Below are 22,209 nucleotides of genomic sequence, written 5' to 3' on the forward strand. Positions count from 1 at the left end.
AACTCAACCCTTGACGCTCAATACAGTTGCTTTCTTTGCAGCAGCAAAGAAAGTGACTGCCGCCCCGCACAGGGGCAGTGCTAATAGACCGACGCGAAAACAGGATTCCACGAAAGCGGAAGCAAACAAGCACAAGACCGACACGACAACGGGATCCGGCGACAATCACCAGAACCCACTCAAGCCGCAAGCGACTTCCTAAACGCTGTCCGCGACCCCGGAAACCTCACGATAAACATACTCCCCTTCCCCACTTCGCTTTTAACGTCGAGCTCTGCACCGTGCCGTTGCAGCACATGCTTGACGATGGCAAGCCCAAGCCCTGTTCCCCCCGTATCCCGCGACCGGCTCCGATCCACTCGATAAAACCGCTCCGTCAAACGCGGAATATGCTCCGCAGGAATCCCGAGCCCCGTATCCCGCACCGTAAAAACCGCACGGTCCTTCATGCGCTGCCACGTCACCTCGATGGTCCCGCCATCAGGCGTATAACGCACGGCGTTGGTCACGAGATTGCCGAGCGCGCTCATCACTTCCGTCTCGACGCCCGCAACCGTCAGCGCATCGTCGCTATGAAACGTGATGCGATGGCGCCCGTTCGACAGATTGTTCGCGTCGTCTTCCAAATGACGCAGCACGGCGCGCATATCCAGCAGTTCATCGCCAGGCGGCCGCATGTCGCCTTCGAGATTCGCGAGCACGAGCAGATCGCGCACGATGTTCTGCATGCGCGACGCCTGCTGCTCCATCATGTCGAGATAACGCATGCGATCGGCTTCATCGAGCGGCAACTCACGCATGGTTTCGAGAAAGCCGGATAGCACGGTAAGCGGCGTCTTCAACTCATGCGAGACATTCGCGACGAAATCGCGGCGCATCGAATCCGTGCGCTCCAGTTCGGTAATGTCTTGCGTCAGAAGCAGCTTGCGATTGTCGCCGTACGGAAACACCTGCACCGAAACCGTGTATTTGCGATTCACGCCCATGCCGCGCATCACGAGCATCTCTTCGTAGTGGTGCGCGTTCAGATAGCGGACGAAATCGGGATTGCGCACGAGATGCGTGATGTGCTGGCGCAAGTCGCGCTTCGCATCGAGACCGAAGTGCTTCTCGGCGATGTCGTTACACCACTCGATCTGATCGTGATCGTCGAGCATCGCGACGCCGTTCGGTGACGCCTGGATCGCCTGAATGAAGCGCGCATGCTGTTGCTCGACCTGACGCACTTGCGCGTGCCAGCGCTTCGCGAGCTTGTGCAGGCGATAGTAGATCTCGCCCCAGATGCCGAGCGCGCTCGGCACCTCGCCGTAGACCGGCGCTTCGAGCAGACGCCAGAGGCGCTGCATGTGATACGTGACGAAGAAGCCCTGCACGACGAGCATGAGCACCGCGAAGGCAAGCGCGATGCGCAAGCCCGCGAATGCGCCGATCGCGGCGCACAGCGCGGCGAGCAGCGCGAGGGACACGATCGCACGCGTCCAGATGATGTTCATGTTGTCGGTGAGTCTGAGTGACGTTGATGCGGCAAGTTAAAGCGGATAACGTTGAAGCAGAACTCAGGCGCTCTTCGCAAGCCGGTATCCGCTGCCGCGCACCGTTTCGATCATAGCATCGCAACCCGCCGGCTTGAGCGCAGCACGCAGGCGCTTGATATGCACATCGACCGTGCGCTCTTCGACGAACACGTGATCGCCCCACACCTGATCCAGCAATTGCGTGCGGCTGTGCACGCGCTCAGGATGCGTCATGAAAAAGTGCAGCAGGCGAAATTCCGTCGGACCGAGATCGAGCTTGATGTCGTTGCCCGAATGACTCGCCGCCACGCGATGCGTCGCCGGATCGAGACGCAGCCCGTTGATCGCGACGACGTCTTCGGTGAGCTGCGGCGCGCGCCGGCGCAACACCGCCTTGATGCGCGCCATCAGTTCCTTCGGCGAGAACGGCTTCGTGACGTAATCGTCCGCGCCGATTTCGAGGCCAAGCACCTTGTCCTGCTCGTCGCCGCGCGCTGTCAGCATGATGATCGGAATGTGCTTCGTGCGCTCGTTGTTGCGCAGCTCTCGCGCGAACGCGATGCCCGACTTGCCCGGCAACATCCAGTCGAGCAACACGAGATCGGGCAGCACGTCGCTGATCAGGTTTTGCGCCTGTTCCGCGTTATACGCACGAATCGGGCAATGTCCCGCATGTTGAAGGTTCACCGAAATCAGTTCGGAGATCGCGGGTTCGTCTTCGACGACGAGGATACTGCTGGGCATCGGCACCTCTTGACCTTTTGCTTGAAATGAAACGATTGCGCGCGATTAACTCAGCGCCTCACGTTCGAGCTGATCGCGCGAAATGTGCCGCACGTCGGTGCCCTTGACGATGTAGATGATGAACTCAGCGATGTTCTTCGCGTGATCGCCGATGCGCTCCACCGCTTTCGCGATGAACAGATAATCGAGGCCCGCCGAAATCGTGCGCGGATCTTCCATCATGTACGTCACGAGCTTGCGCACGAAGGCGCGGAATTCCTCGTCGATGGCCTTGTCGTCGCGCACGATCTGCGCGGCGGCAACCGTGTCGAGACGCGCGAACGCATCGAGCGCGCGGCGCAGGATCGATACCGCCATTTCGCCCGACAGCTTGATCTCGGCGATGTTCACCGTGCGGCCCGCGCCGTCTTCGTTGATGCGCTTCACGCGCTTGGCGATCTTCTCCGCTTCGTCGCCGGCGCGTTCGAGATTCGTGATCGTCTTCGAGATCGCCATCAACAGACGCAGGTCGCGCGCAGCCGGCTGACGGCGCGCGATGATGTTGCTGCACTCTTCGTCGATCTCGACTTCCATCATGTTCAGACGCGCTTCGGCCGCGATCACCTGATCCGCGATGCCGATGTCGAATTCGTTCAGCGCCTGCATCGCCGCGATGATCTGCGACTCGACCAGACCGCCCATTTCCAGCACTTTCGACGACACCGCGTTGAGGTCGGCGTCGAACTGGCTCGAAAGATGTTTATCGGACATATATGCTCCTTAAGCCTTCTGTTTCACCTGGCTGACGATCAGCCGAAGCGGCCCGTGATGTAGTCTTCCGTTTCCTTGCGGGCCGGCTTGATGAAGATCTTTTCGGTGTCGCCGAACTCGATCAATTCACCGAGATACATATAGGCAGTGTAGTCCGAACAACGCGCCGCCTGCTGCATGTTGTGCGTGACGATGACGACCGTGTAATCGCTTTTCAGTTCGGCGATCAGCTCTTCGATACGGCCCGTCGAAATCGGGTCGAGCGCCGAGCAAGGTTCGTCCAGCAGCAGCACTTCCGGACGAATCGCGATGCCGCGCGCGATGCACAGACGCTGCTGCTGGCCACCCGACAGACCGTAGCCGCTTTGCTGCAACTTGTCCTTTACTTCGGTCCAGAGCGCGGCTTTCGTGAGCGCCCATTCGACGCGGTCATCCATTTCCGAGCGCGACAGTTGCTCGAACATCTTCACGCCGAACGCGATGTTGTCGTAGATCGACATCGGGAACGGCGTCGGCTTCTGGAACACCATGCCCACGCGCGCGCGCAGGAGCGAAATATCCTTCGTCGTGTCGAGCAGGTTCGTGCCGTCCATCAGGATTTCGCCTTCGGCGCGCTGCTCCGGATAAAGCGCATACATCTTGTTGAACGTGCGCAGAAGCGTGGACTTGCCGCAGCCCGACGGACCAATGAACGCCGTCACTTTCTTCTCGGGAATGCGCAGGTTGATGTTCTTCAGCGCGTGATACTTGTTGTAGAAGAAGTTGAGGTTGTTCACCTCGATCTTCGGCTTGATGGAATCGGCAGGCTGCGAACTGTGCGTCGGGCGCACGCTGCCCGGCACCGGGCCGCGCTCGATCTGCTTTTCCTGGTGGTTGACACCGCTTTCGACCATGTTCATGGAATCACTCCACCCTTATTTCTTCGAGAAGATCGCGCGCGCCAGGAGATTCAGACCCAGCACGCCGAGCGTAATCAGGAACACACCGGCCCACGCGAGCGATTGCCACTGCGGGAACGGACTCATCGCGAACTTGTAGATCGTCACCGGCAGATTGGCCACCGGCTGGTTCATGTCCCACGAGAAAAATTGATTCGACAGCGCCGTGAAAAGCAGCGGCGCGGTTTCGCCGGCGATACGCGCGACCGCCAGCAACACGCCCGTCACGATGCCGCCCACCGACGCCTTCAGCGTGATCGACATCACCATCTTCCACTTGGGCGTACCGAGTGCGAACGCGGCTTCGCGCAATGCGTTCGGCACGAGCTTCAGCATGTTTTCCGTCGTGCGGATCACGATCGGAATCTGCAGCAGCGCCAACGCGATCACGCCGGCCCAGCCCGAGAAGCGGCCCATCTTCGCGACGACGATCGCATACACGAAGAGACCGACGACGATCGAAGGCGCGGACAGCAAGATGTCGTTGATGAAGCGCGTGACGCTCGCGAGCCAGCGCTTCTGGCCATACTCCGCGAGGTAGACGCCCGCGAGAATGCCGAGCGGCGGGCCGACGAACGTTGCGAGCACGACGAGCATCAGCGAGCCGACGATCGCGTTGGCGAGACCGCCGCCATCGGTGTTCGGCGGCGGCGTCGATTGCGTGAACAGATCGACCGACAACCCGCCGATGCCGAGCCTGAGCGTCGTGAAGAGAATCCACACGAGCCAGATGAGGCCGAAGGCCATCGCGGCGAGCGAGAGCGTCAGCGCAACCGCGTTCGTGCCGCGACGGCGGCGCTGCAGCTTCTGACGCGTGGCTTCCACGCGGCTCGAATCCTGGTTGAACGTAGCGGGACGGCTCATTATTTACGGCCCTCCCCGCGTTCCATGCGCAGAAGCATCAGCTTCGAGAGCGCGAGCACGAAGAACGTGATGACGAAAAGAATCAGACCGAGCTCCATCAACGCCGACGTATGCAGGCCCGGACTCGCTTCCGCGAATTCGTTCGCGAGCGCCGAGGTGATGCTGTTGCCGGGCGAGAAGAGCGACACGTTGTCGAGCAGGTTCGTATTGCCGATGACGAACGTCACAGCCATCGTCTCGCCGAGCGCGCGGCCGAGGCCGAGCATGACGCCGCCGATCACGCCGGCGCGCGTATAGGGCAGCACGATCTTCCACATGACTTCCCACGTCGTGCAGCCGATGCCGTATGCCGATTCCTTCAGCAGCACGGGCGTCACTTCGAACACGTCGCGCATCACGGATGCGATGTACGGAATGATCATGATCGCGAGAATCACGCCGGCGCACAGAATGCCGATGCCGATCGGCGCGCCTTGAAAGAAGATGCCGATCAGGGGCACGTCGCCGAGCAGCTTGCCGAGGGGCTTTTCGAAGTATTGCGCGAAGATCGGCGCGAACACGAGCAGGCCCCACATGCCGTAGACGATCGACGGAATCGCCGCGAGAAGTTCGATCGCGACGCCGAGCGGACGGCGCAGCCACGCGGGCGACAGTTCGGTCAGAAAGAGCGCGATGCCGAAGCTCACCGGCACCGCGATGATGAGCGCGATGATCGACGTCGCAATCGTGCCGTAGATCGGCACGAGCGCGCCGAACGAGTCGCTGGGCGGATCCCATTCCGAACGCCAGAGGAACGAGAGGCCGAATTTCTGAATGGTCGGCATCGACGCGATGATCAGCGAAACGATGATGCCGCCGAGCAGGAGCAGCGTGATGACAGCCGCAAGCCGCGTCACGCCGCCGAAAATGATGTCGCCGATGCGGCTCGGCGCGCGCTGCGTATGCGCCGCCGGCACGGCCGACGATAGGTTGATGTCCGACATGGGAGCCTTGGTTTCGCTACGTGTCAGACCGCGCGGCGAACGTTGGCTCGCCGCGCGGCTTCCTTGCTGCGTTGCTGTCCCGCGAATCAGAAGCTTAGGACAGTTTCAAACGACTGCTTGCTTCCCTTATTCCGCGACCGCCTTGCCCGATGCGTCCTTGACCTTCGCCTTCCATTGCGTCTTGATTTCGGCGACGACCGAATCCGGCAGCGAGATATAGTCGAGATCGTTCGCAGCCTGGCCGCCGTTCTTGAACGCCCAGTCGAAGAATTTCAGCGTTTCCGTGCCCTGCGCCGGCTTCTCTTGCGTCGCGTGCAGCAGCACGAAGGTCGCGCCGACGATCGGCCATGCGTTCTTGCCCGGCTCGTCCGTCAGAATCTGATAGAACGACTTCGACCAGTCCGCGCCCGCTGCCGCTGCCTTGAACGTGTCGGTCTTCGGCTCGACGACCGTGCCGGCCGAATTCTTCATGCCGACGTAGGTCATCTTGTTCTGCTTCGCGTACGCCCATTCGACGTAGCCGATCGCGCCCGGCAGACGCTGCACGAATGCCGCGACGCCGTCGTTGCCCTTGCCGCCCGTGCCCGTCGGCCAGTTGACCGTCGAACCTTCGCCGACCTTCGACTTCCACTCGGTGTTCACCTTCGACAGATAGTTCGTCCAGATGAAGCTCGTGCCGGAGCCGTCGGCGCGCCGCACGACCGCGATGTCCGTATCCGGCAGCTTGACCTTCGGGTTCAGCGCGGCGATTTCCGGGTCGTTCCATTTCTTGATCTTGCCGAGGTAGATGTCGCCGAGCACCTGGCCCGATAGCGTCACTTCGCCAGCTTTCACGCCCGGCACGTTGATGACCGGCACCACGCCGCCGACGACCGTCGGGAACTGGAACAGGCCGTTCTTCGCGAGTTCGTCGTCTTTCAACGGAGCGTCCGAGCCCGCGAAATCCACGGTCTTCGCGATGATTTGCTTGATACCGCCCGACGAGCCGATGCCTTGGTAGTTCACCTTGCCGCCGCCCGTTTTCTGGTAGGCGTCCGCCCACTTCGTGTAGATCGGCGCTGCAAAGGTGGAACCCGCGCCGGTGATGTCGGCTGCTTGAGCGGAGATGGCGAACACTGCACCAATCAGGCCGGCCAGCGCGGTTTGCATCAATTTCATTCTTAATCTCCAGTAGTGAGCGTGTGTCGCGTGAGCGTGTAGACGACACCGCGAAATATAGGAGGAGTCTGTGACAGTAATATGACTAATCGTGAAGCCAGCATGTCAATGCGCTTACGTGCTGAAAGTTTGATCACAGCCTATCCGTCAAGCCGGCGGCGCAAATAAAAAAGCGGGCCGAAGCCCGCTTTCAGCGAAACGCGATGAACTTCAGTGAACGCCTACGAAGTCGCGTCCTTTACGACCTGCGCAATCGTTTCCGCGTATCGAACCGCGTCCTGTTGCGCCGATGCTTCCACCATCACGCGCAAGACCGGTTCGGTTCCCGACGCGCGAATCAAGACCCGGCCGTGCGATTGGAGGGATTGCTCGGCTTGCTCGACCGCGCGGCGAATCGCGGCGCTGCCTTTCCAGTCCGCGCCCGCGCTCATCCGCACGTTGATGAGCTTTTGCGGGAACAGGCTGACGCCGCGAAGCAGATCGGCGAGCGACTTGCCGCTGCGCTGGATCGCTGCTAGCACGAGGAGCGCCGAGACGATGCCGTCGCCGGTCGAGTGACGGTCCAGCGAAAGAATGTGGCCCGAGCCTTCCGCGCCCAGCAGCCAGCCGTTCTCGCGCAATTTTTCGAGGACGTAGCGGTCGCCGACCGCTGCGCGCACGAACTGCACGCCCGCCTCCTTCAGCGCCACCTCGACGGCCATGTTGGTCATCAGCGTGCCGACTGCGCCTTCCACCTTGCCATCGGTCGCGATGCGATCCTTGACCAGCACGTAGAGCAATTCGTCGCCGTTATAGAGACGGCCGGCCGAATCGACGACCTGCAGACGGTCCGCGTCGCCGTCGAGCGCGATGCCAATATCCGCCTTGTGCTCGACCACCGCGCGCACGAGCGCGTCCGGGGCGGTCGCGCCGACGCCGTCGTTGATGTTGAAGCCGTTCGGCGACACGCCGATCGACACGACTTCCGCGCCGAGTTCATGGAAAACGTGCGGCGCGACGTCATATGCGGCGCCGTGCGCGCAATCGACGACGAGCTTCAGACCGCGCAAGTCGAAACTCGCGGGAAAGGTGCTCTTGCAGAATTCGATGTAGCGTCCGCCTGCATCATCCAGACGCCGGGCTTTACCGAGGCGCTCGGAAGGCGCGCATTCCATCGGCTGCTCGAGCTGGCGCTCGATTTCCAGTTCGACTTCGTCGGGCAGCTTGTTGCCGTCGGCGGAGAAAAATTTGATGCCGTTGTCGTCGTACGGATTGTGCGACGCGCTGATCACGACGCCCGCCGACAGCCGCAGTGCACGCGTCAGATAGGCGACGCCAGGCGTCGGCATCGGGCCGGCCAGCATCACGTCGACACCCGCCGCCGAAAAGCCGGATTCCAGCGCGGCTTCGAGCATGTAGCCCGACACGCGCGTGTCCTTGCCGATCAATACCGTCGGACGATTGCCCTTCTTTTGCTGTGCGCGGTCGGCGCCCGCAAGCACCTTTCCGGCCGCGTAGCCGAGCTTGAGTACGAAATCCGGCGTGATCGGCGCGACGCCTACGCGGCCACGGATGCCGTCGGTTCCAAAATATTGACGTGCCATTGTTGCTTGACCCTCCTCGCGACCGTTCGGCGCATCGTATCGGTCCACGATTTTAGTTAATGAGTTCTATCGGCGCGCGCCTGCGCCCAAATTGCTGATGAATGAGGCCAGTGTCAATAATGCCCATTCCCGGCAGCATTCTTTGTTGCCTGCCAGACTTTCAGCGCATCGACGGTTTCGGCGACATCGTGGACGCGGATGATGGCCGCGCCCCGCTCTGCCGCGCACACCGCCGCGGCGACGCTCGCCGCGAGCCGCTCGCCCGCGCCGCGTCCGGTGACGGCGCCAAGCATCGACTTGCGCGACATGCCCGCGAGCAACGGAAAGTTCGTCCCGGCGGGCGACGTGTCCGTGAGATGCGCGAGCAACGCGTAATTATGCTCGACCGTCTTGCCGAAGCCGTAACCCGGATCGAGACTGATGCGCTCTGTCGCAATGCCCGCGCGCCCGAGTGCGGCGACGCGCTCCGCGAAGAACTTGCGCACGTCGGCGACGACGTCTTCGTACACCGGCTCGTGAAGCTGCATCGTGCGCGGCTCGCCGAGCATGTGCATCACGCAAAGTCCGCAGTTGCTGCCCTTGACGGCGTCGATCGCGCCGTCCTGACGCAAGCCCCAGATGTCGTTGATCATGTCCGCGCCGGCGTCGAGCGCGGCGCGCATCACGGCTGGTTTGTACGTGTCGACGGAAAGCGGCACCCGAACGGCGCGCAATGCCTCGACTATCGGCACCACGCGCTCGAGTTCCTCGTCGAGCGGCACGGGCGGCGCGCCGGGACGCGTGGATTCGCCGCCGATATCGATCATGTCGGCGCCGTCGGCGAGCATCTGCTCCGCGCGAGCCAGTGCGGCGTCGCGCGAAATGAAGCGGCCGCCATCGGAGAACGAGTCCGGCGTAACGTTGAGGATGCCCATGACGAGCGGGCGGTCGAAGGTCAGCGTGAAGCGTCCGCATTGGAGCGGCGCGGCTGAAATCGGGGATGGGGTTGAAGTGGCCAAGCGGATAGAACGGAACGGAGGGACGGAGACGGCGCCGCGTTCAGCACCTGATTAAAAACGGACGCCATAAAGTGAAAATGGGCCGGCGTGCTATGCACACCGGCCCATGAACTCATGCAGGAAACTCAGGCCGTTGCCGGCGCGTTGCCCGGTTTGACCTCGGTGCCGCTGCTACCACCGGATGGCGTGTCGCCGGACGGCGGCGGCATGTTCTTCGGCGGACGCGGCGGACGATCCGACATGATGTCGCCAATCTGGTCCGCGTCGATGGTTTCCCATTCGAGCAGCGCCTTGGTCATCGCTTCGACCTTGTCGCGGTTGTCTTCCAGCAGCTTCCGGGCGAGCGCATATTGCTCGTCGAGGATGCGGCGGATTTCCGCATCGACCTTCTGCTGCGTGGCTTCGGACACCGACTTCGCGCCCATCTTGCCGAACATGCCGTTGTCTTCCGTATCGACGTAGACCATCGTGCCGAGCACGTCGGACATGCCGTAGCGCGTCACCATGTCGCGCGCCATCTTCGTTGCGCGCTCGAAGTCGTTCGACGCACCGGTCGACATCGAATTCAGGAACACTTCCTCCGCTGCGCGGCCACCGAACAGGATCGCGATTTCCTCCAGCATCTTGTCGCGATACAGGTTCACGCGGTCATGCTCGGGCAACTGCCACGTAACGCCCAGCGCCCAGCCGCGCGGCATGATCGTGACCTTGTGCACCGGATCGGCATGCGGAAGCAGCTTCGCAACCACCGCGTGACCCGACTCGTGGTACGCAGTATTGCGACGCTCTTCTTCGCGCATCACAGCCGATTTGCGCTCCGGACCCATGAAGATCTTGTCCTTCGCGTCCTCGAAATCCTGCATCTCGACGATGCGCTTGCCGCGACGCGCCGCGAACAGCGCAGCCTCGTTCACGAGATTCGCGAGATCGGCGCCCGAGAAACCCGGCGTGCCGCGCGCGATGACCGATGCATCGACGTCGTTCGCGATAGGCACCTTGCGCAGGTGCACCTTCATGATGTGCTCGCGGCCGCGGATATCCGGCAGACCGACATAGACCTGACGGTCGAAACGGCCCGGACGGAGCAGCGCCTTGTCCAGCACGTCCGAACGGTTCGTCGCCGCGATCACGATCACACCGGAATTCGCCTCGAAGCCGTCCATCTCGACGAGCATCTGGTTCAGCGTCTGCTCGCGCTCGTCGTTGCCGCCGCCCATGCCGGCGCCGCGATGACGGCCGACCGCGTCGATTTCGTCGATGAACACGATACACGGCGCATGCTTCTTCGCCTGCTCGAACATGTCGCGCACACGAGCCGCGCCCACGCCGACGAACATTTCGACGAAGTCCGAACCCGAAATGCTGAAGAACGGAACTTTCGCTTCGCCCGCGATGGCGCGCGCCAGCAGCGTCTTACCGGTTCCCGGCGGGCCGACCAGCAGCACGCCGCGCGGTATGCGTCCGCCGAGCTTTTGGAATTTCTGCGGGTCGCGCAGGAAGTCCACGAGTTCCGAGACTTCTTCCTTGGCTTCGTCGCAACCCGCGACGTCGGTGAAATTGATTGCGTTGTTGTTTTCGTCGATCAGCCGCGCTCGCGACTTCCCGAACGAAAACGCCCCGCCTTTGCCGCCTCCCTGCATCTGCCTCATCATGTAGAACCAGAAGCCGATGATCAGGATCGTAGGTCCGAGGTAGTACAGCGCGGAGACGAGCGCATTCGGTTCATCGTCAGCCTTGCCGCTGACCTGAACGCCGTATTTCATCAAGTCGCCGACCATCCATATGTCGCCGGGCGACACGATCTGGTACTTCTGGCCGTCGTTCGGAGTGACCGTCAGATTGCGGCCCTGAACGGTGACGTTCTTGACTTTGCCGTTCTTCGCGTCGTCCATGAACTGCGAATAGGACACACCTTCCTGGACGCGGGGCTTATCGAACTGCTTGAACACCGTAAACAGCACCAGTGCGATCACGAGCCACACTGCCGCTTTAGAGAACATATTGTTGTTCAAAGCACCACTCCTCACTCATAGACGGGCGCCTACATAAACCTTGCGACGCCACCAAAGCATTCTAATCCAGACCGCTAACCCCTGCCATAAGGTTTAACTACCGCACAAATAGCGGCAGAGAGGTTTTTTTCGGCATATTCCGCGAAAATATCGCCGTAATTCGCCGAATCGCTCCAGCGGGCCGTTCAGTTCGGTTGCTTGAGCCGCCGCCCGAGAATAAAAGTCTCCGACGATTTGTCGCGAGAAGCTTTCGGCTTGCGTGGCGCAACCACCTTGAACTGTTGCTTGAACTTCTCAACGATCTGGCTGTATCCGCTGCCGTGAAAACATTTGACCAGCAGCGCACCCTCCGGTTTCAGATGGTTCTGCGCGAACTCCAGCGCCAGATCGCATAGATGCTCGATGCGCGCGGCATCCGCACTCGCCACGCCTGAGAGGTTGGGGGCCATGTCGGAGATTACAAGGTCCACCTGACGCTCGCCGACGATTTCATCGAGTTGGGCGAGCACTTCGTCCTCGCGAAAGTCGCCCTGGATGAACGTGACGTCCGAAATCGGCTCCATCGGCAGAATATCCAGCGCGATGATCGTGCCGTCGATGCCGCCCTGGCGCTCGGCATCGCGCTTCGCGCCCTGCGCGAGTTTGTTGCGCGCGTACTGGCTCCAGGAGCCGGGCGTCGAGCCGAGATCGACGATGACCTGACCCGGCTTGATGAGTTTGTCCTGCTCGTCGATCTCCTTCAGCTTGTATGCGGCGCGCGCGCGATAGCCCTCGCGCTGCGCCATCTTTACGTAGGGATCGTTGATGTGGTCATGCAACCACGAATGATTAAAACGGTTCTTTGCCATTCAAACTGAGCTCATGTGGCGCGCTGACAGCACGCCCGGTGCGTATTTTGCTGCATCGCGCGAGGCTTTTAGCGGATAATACGCGTCTTGTCGGCCGGACCGGTCCTCGGCGCGCTCGCGCTCCGAAAACCCGTGCATCCGGCCTGTTCTGTTTCTGGTGGGCGGTGGCGCGACCGATGCGCCGAAGATCCGGCACGAAGCCGTGCGCTTTCGCTGCAGCGTGTTCAAACCGCCTCGCGAATCTACCTCACGCCGCCCACATTTTAGTCGAGTCCGAAATTTCTCATGCCAGCTCTTAAACTCTCCCCCGCCGAACGCGCCGATCTGCGCTCCCAGGCCCATGCGCTCAAGCCCGTCGTGCTCGTCGGCGCGGAGGGTCTGACCGATGCCGTGCTGAAGGAAATCAACGTCCACCTCGAAGCGCATCAGCTCATCAAGGTCCGCGTATTCGGCGACGAACGCGAAGCACGCGTCGAAATCTACGACGAAATCTGCGATCGCCTGAACGCCGCGCCTATTCAGCATATCGGCAAGCTGCTCGTGATCTGGAGACCCGAAGGCGCCGCTCCGAAAACCCGCGCCACCCGCACGCGCAGCACGATGCCTCCGAGCGCAGGCGAAGCCGCCGAACGCGAGACGAAGGGCCGCGCGCCGCGCACGGTGAAGGCAGTGAAAATCACCCGCGATGCGCCCGCGTTCAAGAAACCCAAAAAGCAGACGCTGAAGGTACTGGGCAACGAACGTGTGACCGCCGGCGGCAACGTGAAGCGCGCGAAGAAACGTCAGACCAGTTCGAAGCGCCAGCATCAGACGGTCAAATGATCGAACGGCGTGTGCATTTCCAATGAAACGCACGCGCCGTCCCGAGCAAGCGCGATTCAGCTCCGCGCTCTTTTCGCCGCCACCTTGGCGGATTTCCCCTTCGGCACGATCTTGACGGGCGCCGCGCCCGGCAAGCGCCACACCAGCGCAATGCCGAACAGGCATTCGATCAGATAGATCGCGCTGGATAGGCCGTGCAGAATGCCGAACTCCTTCGCATACGGCGAGCTCGCGAGATCGGTGCCCGCTTCCTGCGCCGCCATTCGCAGCGAGTTCATGAACGGCTGCAAGGCGAAATAGCCGACCAGCACGCACACGAGCATCACCGCGACGATCCACCGCACGCGTTTGTAATCGACGATGCCGCTTTTCACGAAGCGATTGCCGATGAGGATCAGCACCAGCGCGCTGATCACGCCGATGATCGCCTCGATGCGGAAGAGCTGCGCCGCCACCGAGCCCGCCGACGTGCGGTCGAGCATCGAAAAGAGCACGGGCGCAGCGACCAGGCCGAGGGTCAGCAGACTGCCGACCCAGACCATGCTGATGGTGCGAAAGAGCCGGTGCTCCATCAGACGTAGCGAACCGCGATGATCTCGTATTCGCGTGCGCCGCTCGGCGCCTGCACCGATGCCACGTCGCCTTCCGACTTCGCGATCAGCGCGCGCGCGATCGGCGAGCTCACGGAGATGAGGCCGTGATCGATGTCGGCTTCGTCATCGCCGACGATCTGATACGTCACCATGTCGCCCGATTCCAGGTCCTCGAGTTCGACGGTCGCGCCGAACACCACGCGACCTTCCGCTTCTACCTGCGTCGGATCGATCACTTGCGCGGCGGCCAGCTTCGACTCGATTTCCGCGATGCGGCCCTCGATGAACCCCTGCTTTTCCTTCGCGGCGTCGTATTCCGCGTTTTCCGACAAGTCGCCTTGCGCGCGCGCCTCCGCGATCGCGTTGATGACCGCCGGACGCTCCACGGCCTTCAGGCGTTGCAATTCGTCGCGCAGCAACTCCGCGCCGCGCTTCGTCAAAGGAATCGTGCTCATAGACCACTCACAAACAATTTCGTCAAAAAAATTACCGCGGTTAAGCGCATCTCCCACAGAGCAGGAGACGCCGCTTAACCGCGGCTCGTGATACTTAGACCAGTAATCGAAGCCTTAGTTTAGGCGAGCATGCAAGCCTTGTAAATCATAGACTTCCAAATCTCGGAGATACCTCAACCCTTCGACCGCCGCGCGCGCTCCCGACATCGTCGTGTAGTACGTGACCTTGTTGGCCTGCGCGCTCATGCGGATCGAGCGCGAATCGGCGATGGCGGCGCGCGTTTCGTCGACGGTCGTGAAGACGAGCGCGATCTCGCCGTTCTTGATCATGTCGACGATGTGCGGACGGCCGTCTTTCACCTTGTTGACGACCTTCACCGGCACGCCTGCCGCCGCGATGGCCGCGGCCGTGCCCTTGGTCGCGACGATCGGATAGCCGAGCTCGTGCAGCATCTGCGCGACTTCGACGGCCTTCGGCTTGTCGGCGTCCATCACGGTCAGAAGCACCGTGCCCGATTCCGGCAGACGCGAGCCCGCCGCGAGCTGCGACTTGAAGAGCGCCTCGCCGAACGTGCGGCCCACGCCCATCACTTCGCCGGTCGAGCGCATTTCGGGTCCGAGCACCGGATCGACCGCCGGGAACTTCACGAACGGGAACACCGCTTCCTTCACGCTGAAGTACGGCGGAATGACTTCCTTCGTCACGCCTTGTGCCTTGAGCTTCTGGCCGACCATCGCGCGAGCGGCGATCTTGGCGAGCGGCAAACCGGTTGCCTTCGACACGTACGGCACCGTGCGCGATGCGCGCGGATTCACTTCGAGCACGTAGATGATGTCCTTCTTGGAGCCGTCGTCTTGCGCGACTTGCTGAATCGCGAACTGCACGTTCATCAGGCCGATGACGTTCAGTGCCTTCGCCATTGCGGCGGTTTGCCGCTTCAGTTCGTCGACGGTTTCCTGCGACAGCGAATACGGCGGCAGCGAGCAAGCCGAGTCGCCCGAGTGCACGCCCGCCTGTTCGATGTGCTCCATCACGCCGCCGATGAACACGTCGTCGCCATCGGAGATGCAGTCGACGTCGCATTCGATCGCGTCGTTCAGGAAGCGGTCGAGCAGCACCGGCGAATCGTTCGACACCTTCACGGCTTCGCGCATGTAGCGCTCGAGGTCGCGCGGCTCGTGGACGATTTCCATCGCGCGGCCGCCGAGCACGTACGACGGACGCACGACCAGCGGATAACCGATTTCCTCCGCGAGCTTCAGCGCTTCGTCTTCGGCGCGCGCCGTGCGATTCGGCGGCTGACGCAGATCGAGATCCTTGAGCAGCTTCTGGAAGCGCTCGCGGTCTTCGGCGGCGTCGATCATGTCCGGCGACGTGCCGATGATCGGCACGCCGTTCGCTTCCAGATCGAGCGCGAGCTTGAGCGGCGTCTGGCCGCCGTACTGCACGATCACGCCGACCGGCTTTTCCAGATCGACGATTTCGAGCACGTCTTCGAGCGTCAGCGATTCGAAGTACAGACGGTCGGACGTGTCGTAGTCGGTGGAAACCGTCTCCGGATTGCAGTTGACCATGATGGTTTCATAGCCGTCCTCGCGCATGGCGAGCGCGGCATGCACGCAGCAGTAGTCGAACTCGATGCCCTGCCCGATCCGGTTCGGGCCGCCGCCCAGCACCATGATCTTCTTCTTGTCGGTCGGATTCGCTTCGCACTCTTCTTCGTACGTCGAGTACATGTAGGCGGTCTTCGTCGCGAACTCGGCCGCGCACGTGTCGACGCGCTTGTACACCGGGCGCACCTTCATTTCGTGACGCTTCTTGCGCACGTCTGCTTGCGTCGAACCGGTCAGCTTCGCCAGACGCCGGTCCGAGAAGCCGCTCTTCTTCAGATACAGCAGTTCGTCACGCGTGAGGCTCGCGAGCGTGCGGCCTTCGAGCGCCTTTTCCTTGAGGATGATCTGTTCGATCTGCGCGAGGAACCACGGATCGATCGACGTCTCTTCGAAGATTTCTTCCATCGTCAGGCCGAGACGGAACGCGTCGCCGAGATACCAGATGCGGTCCGGACCCGGCTCGCCAATTTCGCGGATGACTTCGTCGCGGCTCGTGGTCTTCTCATCGAGACCGTCGACGCCGACTTCCAGACCGCGCAACGCCTTCTGGAAGGACTCCTGGAACGTGCGGCCCATTGCCATGACTTCGCCGACGGACTTCATCTGCGTGGTCAGGCGCGAATCCGCTTCGCGGAATTTCTCGAACGCGAAGCGCGGCACCTTCGTCACGACATAATCGATCGTCGGTTCGAACGATGCGGGCGTTTGTCCGCCGGTGATTTCGTTCTTGAGTTCGTCGAGCGTGTAGCCGCACGCGAGCTTCGCGGCGACCTTGGCGATCGGGAATCCCGTTGCCTTGGATGCCAGCGCCGACGAACGCGACACGCGCGGATTCATTTCGATGACGACCATGCGGCCGTCCTTCGGGTTGATCGCGAACTGCACGTTCGAGCCGCCGGTATCGACCCCGATCTCGCGCAGCACCGCGAGCGACGCGTTGCGCAGCACTTGATACTCTTTGTCGGTGAGCGTCTGCGCCGGCGCGACGGTGATGGAATCGCCGGTGTGCACGCCCATCGGGTCGAGGTTTTCGATCGAGCAGACGATGATGCAGTTGTCCTTTTTATCGCGGACGACTTCCATCTCGTACTCTTTCCAGCCGAGCAGCGATTCTTCGATGAGCAGCTCGCGCGTCGGCGAGAGATCGAGACCGCGACGGCAAATCTCTTCGAACTCTTCCTTGTTGTACGCGATGCCGCCGCCCGAGCCGCCCAGCGTGAACGACGGACGAATCACGGTCGGATAGCCGCCGCTGCCGGTCGCTTCGGCGATCTGCTGCTGCACGGCGAGCGCTTCTTCCATCGAATGCGCGATGCCCGACTTGGCCGAACCGAGGCCGATCTTCGTCATCGCGTCCTTGAACTTCTGGCGGTCTTCCGCCTTGTCGATCGCTTCCGGCGACGCACCGATCAGCTCGACCTTGTACTTTTCCAGCACGCCGTGATGGAACAGGTCGAGCGCGCAGTTGAGCGCAGTCTGTCCGCCCATGGTCGGCAGGATCGCGTCCGGGCGCTCTTTCGCGATGATGCGTTCGACCACTTCCCACGAAATCGGCTCGATATACGTGACGTCGGCCGTGTTCGGATCCGTCATGATCGTCGCCGGATTGCTGTTGACGAGGATGACCTTGTAGCCTTCCTCACGCAGCGCCTTGCATGCTTGCGCGCCCGAATAATCGAACTCGCACGCCTGGCCGATGATGATCGGACCCGCGCCGATGATGAGGATGCTCTTGATGTCTGTGCGCTTCGGCATAACTGTGCTCTGTATATTTGCGATGTTCTGTTCTTAGGCTGCGACCTTCTGTGCTTCCATCAGCTTGATGAAGCGGTCGAACAGATACGCGATGTCGTGCGGGCCGGGCGACGCTTCCGGATGGCCCTGGAAGCAGAAGGCGGGCTTGTCGGTGAGCGCGAAGCCTTGCAGCGTGCCGTCGAAGAGCGAGACGTGCGTGACTTTCGCGTTGGCGGGCAGCGTCGACGCATCGACCGCGAAACCGTGGTTCTGCGACGTGATGACCACGCGGCCGTCGTCCATGTCCTTCACCGGATGGTTCGCGCCGTGGTGGCCGGTCTTCATCTTGATCGTCTTCGCGCCGACGGCGAGACCCATGATCTGATGGCCGAGGCAGATGCCGAACGTCGGAATGCCGCGCTCGATGAATTCCCTGGTGGCCGCGATGGCGTAATCGCACGGCTCCGGATCGCCGGGGCCGTTCGACAGGAAGATGCCGTCCGGATTGAGCGCGAGCGCATCGGCGGCGGTCGATTGCGCGGGCAGCACGGTCACGTGGCAACCGCGCTCCGCCAGCATGCGCAGGATGTTGTACTTCACGCCATAGTCGAACGCGACGACGCGAAACTTCGGCGCTTCCTGCTTGCCGTAGCCGCTGCCCAGACGCCATTCGGTCTGCGTCCATTCGTAGGGCTGGTCCGTCGACACGACCTTCGCGAGGTCCATGCCCGCGAGGCCCGGGAACGAGCGTGCGAGCTCGAGCGCTTTCGCTTCGTCATCGGAACCGGCGAGAATGCAGCCGTTCTGCGCGCCCTTCTCGCGCAGGATACGCGTGAGCTTGCGCGTGTCGATGCCGGCGATCGCGACGACGCCTTGCGCCTTGAGATAGTCGGAGAGCGTCTGCTCGGAACGGAAGTTGGATGCGAGCACCGGCAGGTCGCGAATGATGAGGCCGGCGGCATGGACTTTGGTGGCTTCGACGTCTTCGGCGTTCACGCCGTAGTTGCCGATGTGCGGATAGGTCAGCGTGACGATCTGGCGGGCATAGCTCGGATCGGTCAGGATTTCCTGATAACCGGTGATGGCGGTGTTGAACACCACTTCGCCGATCGTCGAACCGGGCGCGCCGATCGATTGACCACGAAAGACCGTGCCGTCGGCAAGTGCGAGAAGTGCGGGGGAAAATGACGGCAACACGGGAAGCTCCTTGGGGAACACCCTGTTACCGACCTGTCTGTCCGAAATTCAGGCTTGGCTTCCCGTCGCTCGAAGAACGAGGGGTTTCCTTCGCGCAGTGTGGCGGCGGCTCGCGAGGCGCGCGTCGCGGTTCGGTTCAGCTCGCTTGCATGGGCAAACGCAGTGACGAAGCGGGCGACTGGCGGCGTGCGGCGCGCGCCGACTGGCGCAGCGAACGACGGTGTGTGGGAGGTAGGCGCTAGGGTGCGGGTTGATGTGCTCAAACCTTCGAATTATAGCGTTAAATTGACACATCTGCCAAATTTGGGAGCGCTCTGCTTGCCTCCCGCCGCCCGGTTCACGACGCCGCGTTCTCCACTTCCGCCTCGCGTTCGTGCAGCGCGCGGCCCGGCAACATGTACCAGATCGCGCTCGCCACTTGCAGCGCAATCAGCGCCGCCCACACCGAAATATGCGCCGATGCCGGATAGCGCCCCGCTTCCGCAGGCCAAAGCGACAACATAGTGCCGACCCCGACCTGAAAGCCGAAGATCAGCAGGAAGATGACGAGCGTGAGCGTCGTATTCACGCGTCCCGCCATGTGCGACGGGAAATACTTCGCCGCGACCGCATAACTCAGGATGCCCGTGCCGCCGAATACGCCATACGCGGCGATGAGCGTCGCGGGCGGCAGCGGCACGCGCAGCACCATGAGCAACTGCGTGGCGACGAAAAGCACCATGCCCGCGCCGCAGAACGCGTACACCGACACGCCGCGCCGCTCCAGACTGCGCGCCGCCGCGCCGAAGCCCACCGAGCCGAACATCATCGCGAAACCGAGCACGGAGACGATCGCCGACGAATGCGCGGGCGTGAGATTCATCACGTCGATGAGATAGGGACGGATCCAGAGCGACTGCATCGCGAAGAAGACGCCCTGCGTGACGACCGGAAACGACGCGATCTTCCAGAACGCGGCGCTTCTCATGATGTGCCACGTGCCCTTGAACTGCGTGACGATGTCCGCCTGATGATGCGTATCCGCCTTGCGCGGCGCGAAGAGCGCAATCGCCGCCGCGACGACGAGCGTGAACACCGCGAGCCCGAAGCACACCTGACGCCACGTTGCGAATTGGAGCAGCGCCGACAGCGGCGATCCGACGACGACGCCGCCCAATCCGCCGACGGCCATCGTGAAGCCGTTGATGAGCGGCAGGCGCCAGATCGGGAAATGCTGCGCCGACGCCTTGAACGCCGCCGCCAGACACACCGACACGCCGACGCCGATGAGCAGGCGCCCGGCCATCAGCCCTGCCAGGCTATTCGATGCCCCAAACACGCCAGTGCCCGCCGCGGCGAACACGAGCATGCCGGCCGTCACACGCGCCGGCCCGAAGTGATCGAGCAGTACGCCGACAGGAATCTGCGCGGCAGCGAAGCCGATAAAGTACAGCGCCGTCAGCAGGCCGAGATCGGCGGCCGACAAGCCGAGTTCGTGCGTGATGAGCGGCGCGAAGCCGAGATTGACGCCGCGGAACACGTACGAGACGAAGTAGCCGGCGGCGAAGAGGATGAAAACGCGGAGACGAACGGTGGACGACATATGAAACGGACGCTTCATCGATTCTTTCGGATCGACAGTTTAGCGGCGTCCGCAAAAGAACACGCCGTCACCTTGGTGACGGCGTGGGTTATCGCGCCGGCAAAACCGCATGCGTTATTTCTTCTTGCTGCTCTTCGACGTGGCAGCCGGCTTCGCGGTCTTGGCCGCGGCAGCAGGCTTTGCAGCATGCGATGCCGAAGAAGACGACACCTTCGTTACCTTCCCCGACGTATGGGCACTTGTCTTGCCGCCGCGCGATGTCTTCGGCTCAGGTACGCGCGTGCCGATCTTCGACACGCCGCCCGATGAACGGCTCGACGCCGCCACCGTCTCCACACGCGCCGGACCCGGCTCGGCCGGAACCGGTCGGCCATACGGCACATGCAGCACGACCACCTGCCCCGGCATGAACATGTCTCCGCGCGTGCGGTTCCATGCGCGCAACTGTGCCGGCGAAACGTTGTAGCGGTCTGCCAGCGTGCCGATCGACTGCTTGCGGCGCACGCGGATGACGAGCCGGCGCGTGTCGGGCACGTCGCGCTCGATTGCGAGCATCGCGTTGGCCGCGACGTCGGCGCTGATGTCTTCGTCGTCATCGTCGGTGCGGGGCACGACGATCGTCGAGCCCGGCTTGAGGCGCATGCCCGCCGGAATGCGGTTGACGGACATCAGCGTGTCAGCGTCCACGCCGATTTTTTCGGCGATCGCCGCCGGACGCGCGCGCTCGGTGACGGTGTACGTCGTCCACGACGACAACGCGCCCGAGTACGACGATAGGTTGCGCTGAAACGAAGCAGCGTTATCGAACGGCAGCAGAATCTGCGGATTGGTCGCGCCGAGAATCACCGGCTTCGAGAACGACGGATTCAGCGAGCGAAATTCTTCCACGCTCATGCCGGCAAGCTTCGCGGCCATCGTCACGTCGATGTCGCGCGCGGTCGTGACCGTCACGAAATACGGGTGATTCGGGATGTCCGGCAACGTGAGACCGTACATCTGCGGATTGCTCACGATGTTCTTCACGGCCTGCAGCTTCGGCACGTAGTTGCGCGTCTCGTTGGGCATGCGCAGGCTTTCGTAGTCGGTCGGCAAGCCCGCCGCTTCGTTGCGCGCGATCGCGCGCTGCACGTTGCCCTCGCCCCAGTTGTATGCGGCGAGCGCGAGATGCCAGTCGCCGAACATGTCGTGCAGACGCGAAAGGTAGTCGAGCGCGGCAGACGTCGACGCGAGCACGTCGCGGCGCTCGTCCTGCCACATGTTCTGCTTGAGGTTGTAATCGCGGCCGGTGCCCGGCATGAACTGCCACATGCCCGCGGCCTTCGCGACCGATAGCGCCTGCGGGCTGTATGCCGATTCGATGAACGGCAGGAGCGCGAGCTCGGTCGGCATATGCCGCTGCTCGAGTTCCTCGACGATGTGATACAGATACTTCTGCGAGCGCGTGGTCATGCGCTCGACGTAATCCGGGCGTTGCGCGTACCAGTTGACCTGCATGTCGACGAGGTCGCTTTGCAGATCGGGAATTTGAAAGCCGCCGCGGATGCGGTTCCAGAGATCGGACGAACCCGCGAGCGAAGTCACGGGCGTCTTGTCGACGTTAATGGTTTCCTTGGCTGCTGCGGTGCGGCGAATCGTGTCGGCGACTTGTTGCGGCGAAGCGTTGGAGTTGGCTGTTGCTGTAATTGGATCTGACGCCGTAGGTCCTTGGCTCGCGCACGCGGCGAGCATCAGGACGGACAGCGCGCTAAGGGTTAGTCGCATGGAGAACGTCTCTGCTTCCAAAAGATGATGCTTGGAAATTTGCAGCCGATAGTACGGAA

The 22,209-nt window shown here is 62.2% G+C and carries 18 protein-coding genes and 1 pseudogene; 2 read left to right on the forward strand and 17 right to left on the reverse strand.

What is annotated here, in order from left to right; genetic code table 11:
* Window positions 1-202: pseudogene (locus NCS03_RS09860) on the forward strand (hypothetical protein); the annotation flags it as partial.
* On the opposite strand, the gene phoR reads toward NCS03_RS09860, so the two are convergent.
* The 11 genes from phoR to NCS03_RS09915 form a co-directional block, all read right to left on the reverse strand.
* Window positions 180-1,493 carry a phosphate regulon sensor histidine kinase PhoR gene (gene phoR, locus NCS03_RS09865; RefSeq protein ID WP_008342027.1) on the reverse strand — a complete coding sequence of 438 codons (1,314 nt, stop codon included), beginning with the start codon at window positions 1,491-1,493 and terminating at the stop codon, window positions 180-182. The pseudogene NCS03_RS09860 and the gene phoR sit on opposite strands and share 23 nt — an antisense overlap.
* Window positions 1,494-1,556: 63 nt before the next feature.
* Complete coding sequence (phoB, locus tag NCS03_RS09870; protein ID WP_008342029.1) at window positions 1,557-2,258, reverse strand: phosphate regulon transcriptional regulator PhoB; 702 nt, start codon at window positions 2,256-2,258, stop codon at window positions 1,557-1,559.
* A 45-nt stretch (window positions 2,259-2,303) separates the two neighbouring features.
* Entirely contained in the window at window positions 2,304-3,008 is a 705-nt protein-coding gene (gene phoU, locus NCS03_RS09875; RefSeq protein ID WP_008342031.1) for a phosphate signaling complex protein PhoU, read from the reverse strand.
* Window positions 3,009-3,046: 38 nt separating this feature from the next.
* A complete protein-coding gene (gene pstB, locus NCS03_RS09880; RefSeq protein WP_008342032.1) occupies window positions 3,047-3,907 on the reverse strand; it encodes a phosphate ABC transporter ATP-binding protein PstB in 861 nt (286 codons plus the stop codon).
* 15 nt (window positions 3,908-3,922) lie between these two features.
* Window positions 3,923-4,810 carry a phosphate ABC transporter permease PstA gene (gene pstA / locus NCS03_RS09885; RefSeq protein ID WP_250529111.1) on the reverse strand — a complete coding sequence of 296 codons (888 nt, stop codon included), beginning with the start codon at window positions 4,808-4,810 and terminating at the stop codon, window positions 3,923-3,925.
* Window positions 4,810-5,793: a phosphate ABC transporter permease PstC gene (gene pstC / locus NCS03_RS09890; RefSeq protein WP_008342037.1), complete on the reverse strand. Its 984-nt coding sequence runs from the start codon at window positions 5,791-5,793 to the stop codon at window positions 4,810-4,812. Before pstC ends, pstA begins: the two co-directional genes overlap by 1 nt.
* A gap of 126 nt (window positions 5,794-5,919) precedes the next feature.
* On the reverse strand, window positions 5,920-6,951 hold the full coding sequence (gene pstS, locus NCS03_RS09895; protein WP_008342038.1) for a phosphate ABC transporter substrate-binding protein PstS: 1,032 nt from the start codon (window positions 6,949-6,951) through the stop codon (window positions 5,920-5,922).
* Window positions 6,952-7,172: 221 nt separating this feature from the next.
* On the reverse strand, window positions 7,173-8,534 hold the full coding sequence (glmM, locus tag NCS03_RS09900) for a phosphoglucosamine mutase (RefSeq protein WP_250529112.1): 1,362 nt from the start codon (window positions 8,532-8,534) through the stop codon (window positions 7,173-7,175).
* A gap of 113 nt (window positions 8,535-8,647) precedes the next feature.
* The gene (gene folP / locus NCS03_RS09905) at window positions 8,648-9,448 is read right to left on the reverse strand and encodes a dihydropteroate synthase (protein WP_250529187.1); all 801 of its coding nucleotides are present in this window, start codon (window positions 9,446-9,448) and stop codon (window positions 8,648-8,650) included.
* Between the two features lie 209 nt (window positions 9,449-9,657).
* Window positions 9,658-11,544 carry an ATP-dependent zinc metalloprotease FtsH gene (ftsH, locus tag NCS03_RS09910; protein WP_008342043.1) on the reverse strand — a complete coding sequence of 629 codons (1,887 nt, stop codon included), beginning with the start codon at window positions 11,542-11,544 and terminating at the stop codon, window positions 9,658-9,660.
* 185 nt (window positions 11,545-11,729) lie between these two features.
* Window positions 11,730-12,392 carry an RlmE family RNA methyltransferase gene (locus NCS03_RS09915; protein WP_008342044.1) on the reverse strand — a complete coding sequence of 221 codons (663 nt, stop codon included), beginning with the start codon at window positions 12,390-12,392 and terminating at the stop codon, window positions 11,730-11,732.
* 285 nt (window positions 12,393-12,677) lie between these two features.
* On the opposite strand from NCS03_RS09915, the gene NCS03_RS09920 reads away from it, so the two are divergent.
* On the forward strand, window positions 12,678-13,214 hold the full coding sequence (locus NCS03_RS09920) for a YhbY family RNA-binding protein (RefSeq protein ID WP_175980371.1): 537 nt from the start codon (window positions 12,678-12,680) through the stop codon (window positions 13,212-13,214).
* A 56-nt stretch (window positions 13,215-13,270) separates the two neighbouring features.
* On the opposite strand, the gene NCS03_RS09925 is transcribed toward NCS03_RS09920, so the two are convergent.
* From NCS03_RS09925 to NCS03_RS09950, 6 genes are all read right to left on the reverse strand, one after another.
* Window positions 13,271-13,786 carry a DUF4149 domain-containing protein gene (locus NCS03_RS09925; RefSeq protein ID WP_008342046.1) on the reverse strand — a complete coding sequence of 172 codons (516 nt, stop codon included), beginning with the start codon at window positions 13,784-13,786 and terminating at the stop codon, window positions 13,271-13,273.
* Complete coding sequence (gene greA, locus NCS03_RS09930; RefSeq protein ID WP_008342047.1) at window positions 13,786-14,262, reverse strand: transcription elongation factor GreA; 477 nt, start codon at window positions 14,260-14,262, stop codon at window positions 13,786-13,788. Before greA ends, NCS03_RS09925 begins: the two co-directional genes overlap by 1 nt.
* Before the next feature lie 114 nt (window positions 14,263-14,376).
* Entirely contained in the window at window positions 14,377-17,631 is a 3,255-nt protein-coding gene (gene carB / locus NCS03_RS09935) for a carbamoyl-phosphate synthase large subunit (RefSeq protein ID WP_008342048.1), read from the reverse strand.
* A gap of 33 nt (window positions 17,632-17,664) precedes the next feature.
* Window positions 17,665-18,807: a glutamine-hydrolyzing carbamoyl-phosphate synthase small subunit gene (gene carA / locus NCS03_RS09940; RefSeq protein ID WP_250529113.1), complete on the reverse strand. Its 1,143-nt coding sequence runs from the start codon at window positions 18,805-18,807 to the stop codon at window positions 17,665-17,667.
* Window positions 18,808-19,144: 337 nt separating this feature from the next.
* Complete coding sequence (locus tag NCS03_RS09945; protein WP_250529114.1) at window positions 19,145-20,389, reverse strand: MFS transporter; 1,245 nt, start codon at window positions 20,387-20,389, stop codon at window positions 19,145-19,147.
* Between the two features lie 114 nt (window positions 20,390-20,503).
* Window positions 20,504-22,150, reverse strand: a complete 1,647-nt coding sequence (locus NCS03_RS09950; protein ID WP_033537087.1) for a transglycosylase SLT domain-containing protein — start codon at window positions 22,148-22,150, stop codon at window positions 20,504-20,506.
* Window positions 22,151-22,209: the final 59 nt, after the last annotated feature.

It is taken from the genome of Caballeronia sp. ATUFL_F1_KS4A, from assembly GCF_023630905.1.
Classification (GTDB): domain Bacteria; phylum Pseudomonadota; class Gammaproteobacteria; order Burkholderiales; family Burkholderiaceae; genus Caballeronia; species Caballeronia zhejiangensis.

Coding starts and splice junctions, on each gene's coding strand:
- phoR (WP_008342027.1), bottom strand. CDS start 1,493: ATGAACATCATCTGGACGCGTGCGATCGTGTCCCTCGCGCTGCTCGCC.
- phoB (WP_008342029.1), bottom strand. CDS start 2,258: ATGCCCAGCAGTATCCTCGTCGTCGAAGACGAACCCGCGATCTCCGAA.
- phoU (WP_008342031.1), bottom strand. CDS start 3,008: ATGTCCGATAAACATCTTTCGAGCCAGTTCGACGCCGACCTCAACGCG.
- pstB (WP_008342032.1), bottom strand. CDS start 3,907: ATGAACATGGTCGAAAGCGGTGTCAACCACCAGGAAAAGCAGATCGAG.
- pstA (WP_250529111.1), bottom strand. CDS start 4,810: ATGAGCCGTCCCGCTACGTTCAACCAGGATTCGAGCCGCGTGGAAGCC.
- pstC (WP_008342037.1), bottom strand. CDS start 5,793: ATGTCGGACATCAACCTATCGTCGGCCGTGCCGGCGGCGCATACGCAG.
- pstS (WP_008342038.1), bottom strand. CDS start 6,951: ATGAAATTGATGCAAACCGCGCTGGCCGGCCTGATTGGTGCAGTGTTC.
- glmM (WP_250529112.1), bottom strand. CDS start 8,534: ATGGCACGTCAATATTTTGGAACCGACGGCATCCGTGGCCGCGTAGGC.
- folP (WP_250529187.1), bottom strand. CDS start 9,448: ATGGGCATCCTCAACGTTACGCCGGACTCGTTCTCCGATGGCGGCCGC.
- NCS03_RS09915 (WP_008342044.1), bottom strand. CDS start 12,392: ATGGCAAAGAACCGTTTTAATCATTCGTGGTTGCATGACCACATCAAC.
- NCS03_RS09920 (WP_175980371.1), top strand. CDS start 12,678: ATGCCAGCTCTTAAACTCTCCCCCGCCGAACGCGCCGATCTGCGCTCC.
- NCS03_RS09925 (WP_008342046.1), bottom strand. CDS start 13,786: ATGGAGCACCGGCTCTTTCGCACCATCAGCATGGTCTGGGTCGGCAGT.
- greA (WP_008342047.1), bottom strand. CDS start 14,262: ATGAGCACGATTCCTTTGACGAAGCGCGGCGCGGAGTTGCTGCGCGAC.
- carB (WP_008342048.1), bottom strand. CDS start 17,631: ATGCCGAAGCGCACAGACATCAAGAGCATCCTCATCATCGGCGCGGGT.
- NCS03_RS09945 (WP_250529114.1), bottom strand. CDS start 20,389: ATGTCGTCCACCGTTCGTCTCCGCGTTTTCATCCTCTTCGCCGCCGGC.
- NCS03_RS09950 (WP_033537087.1), bottom strand. CDS start 22,150: ATGCGACTAACCCTTAGCGCGCTGTCCGTCCTGATGCTCGCCGCGTGC.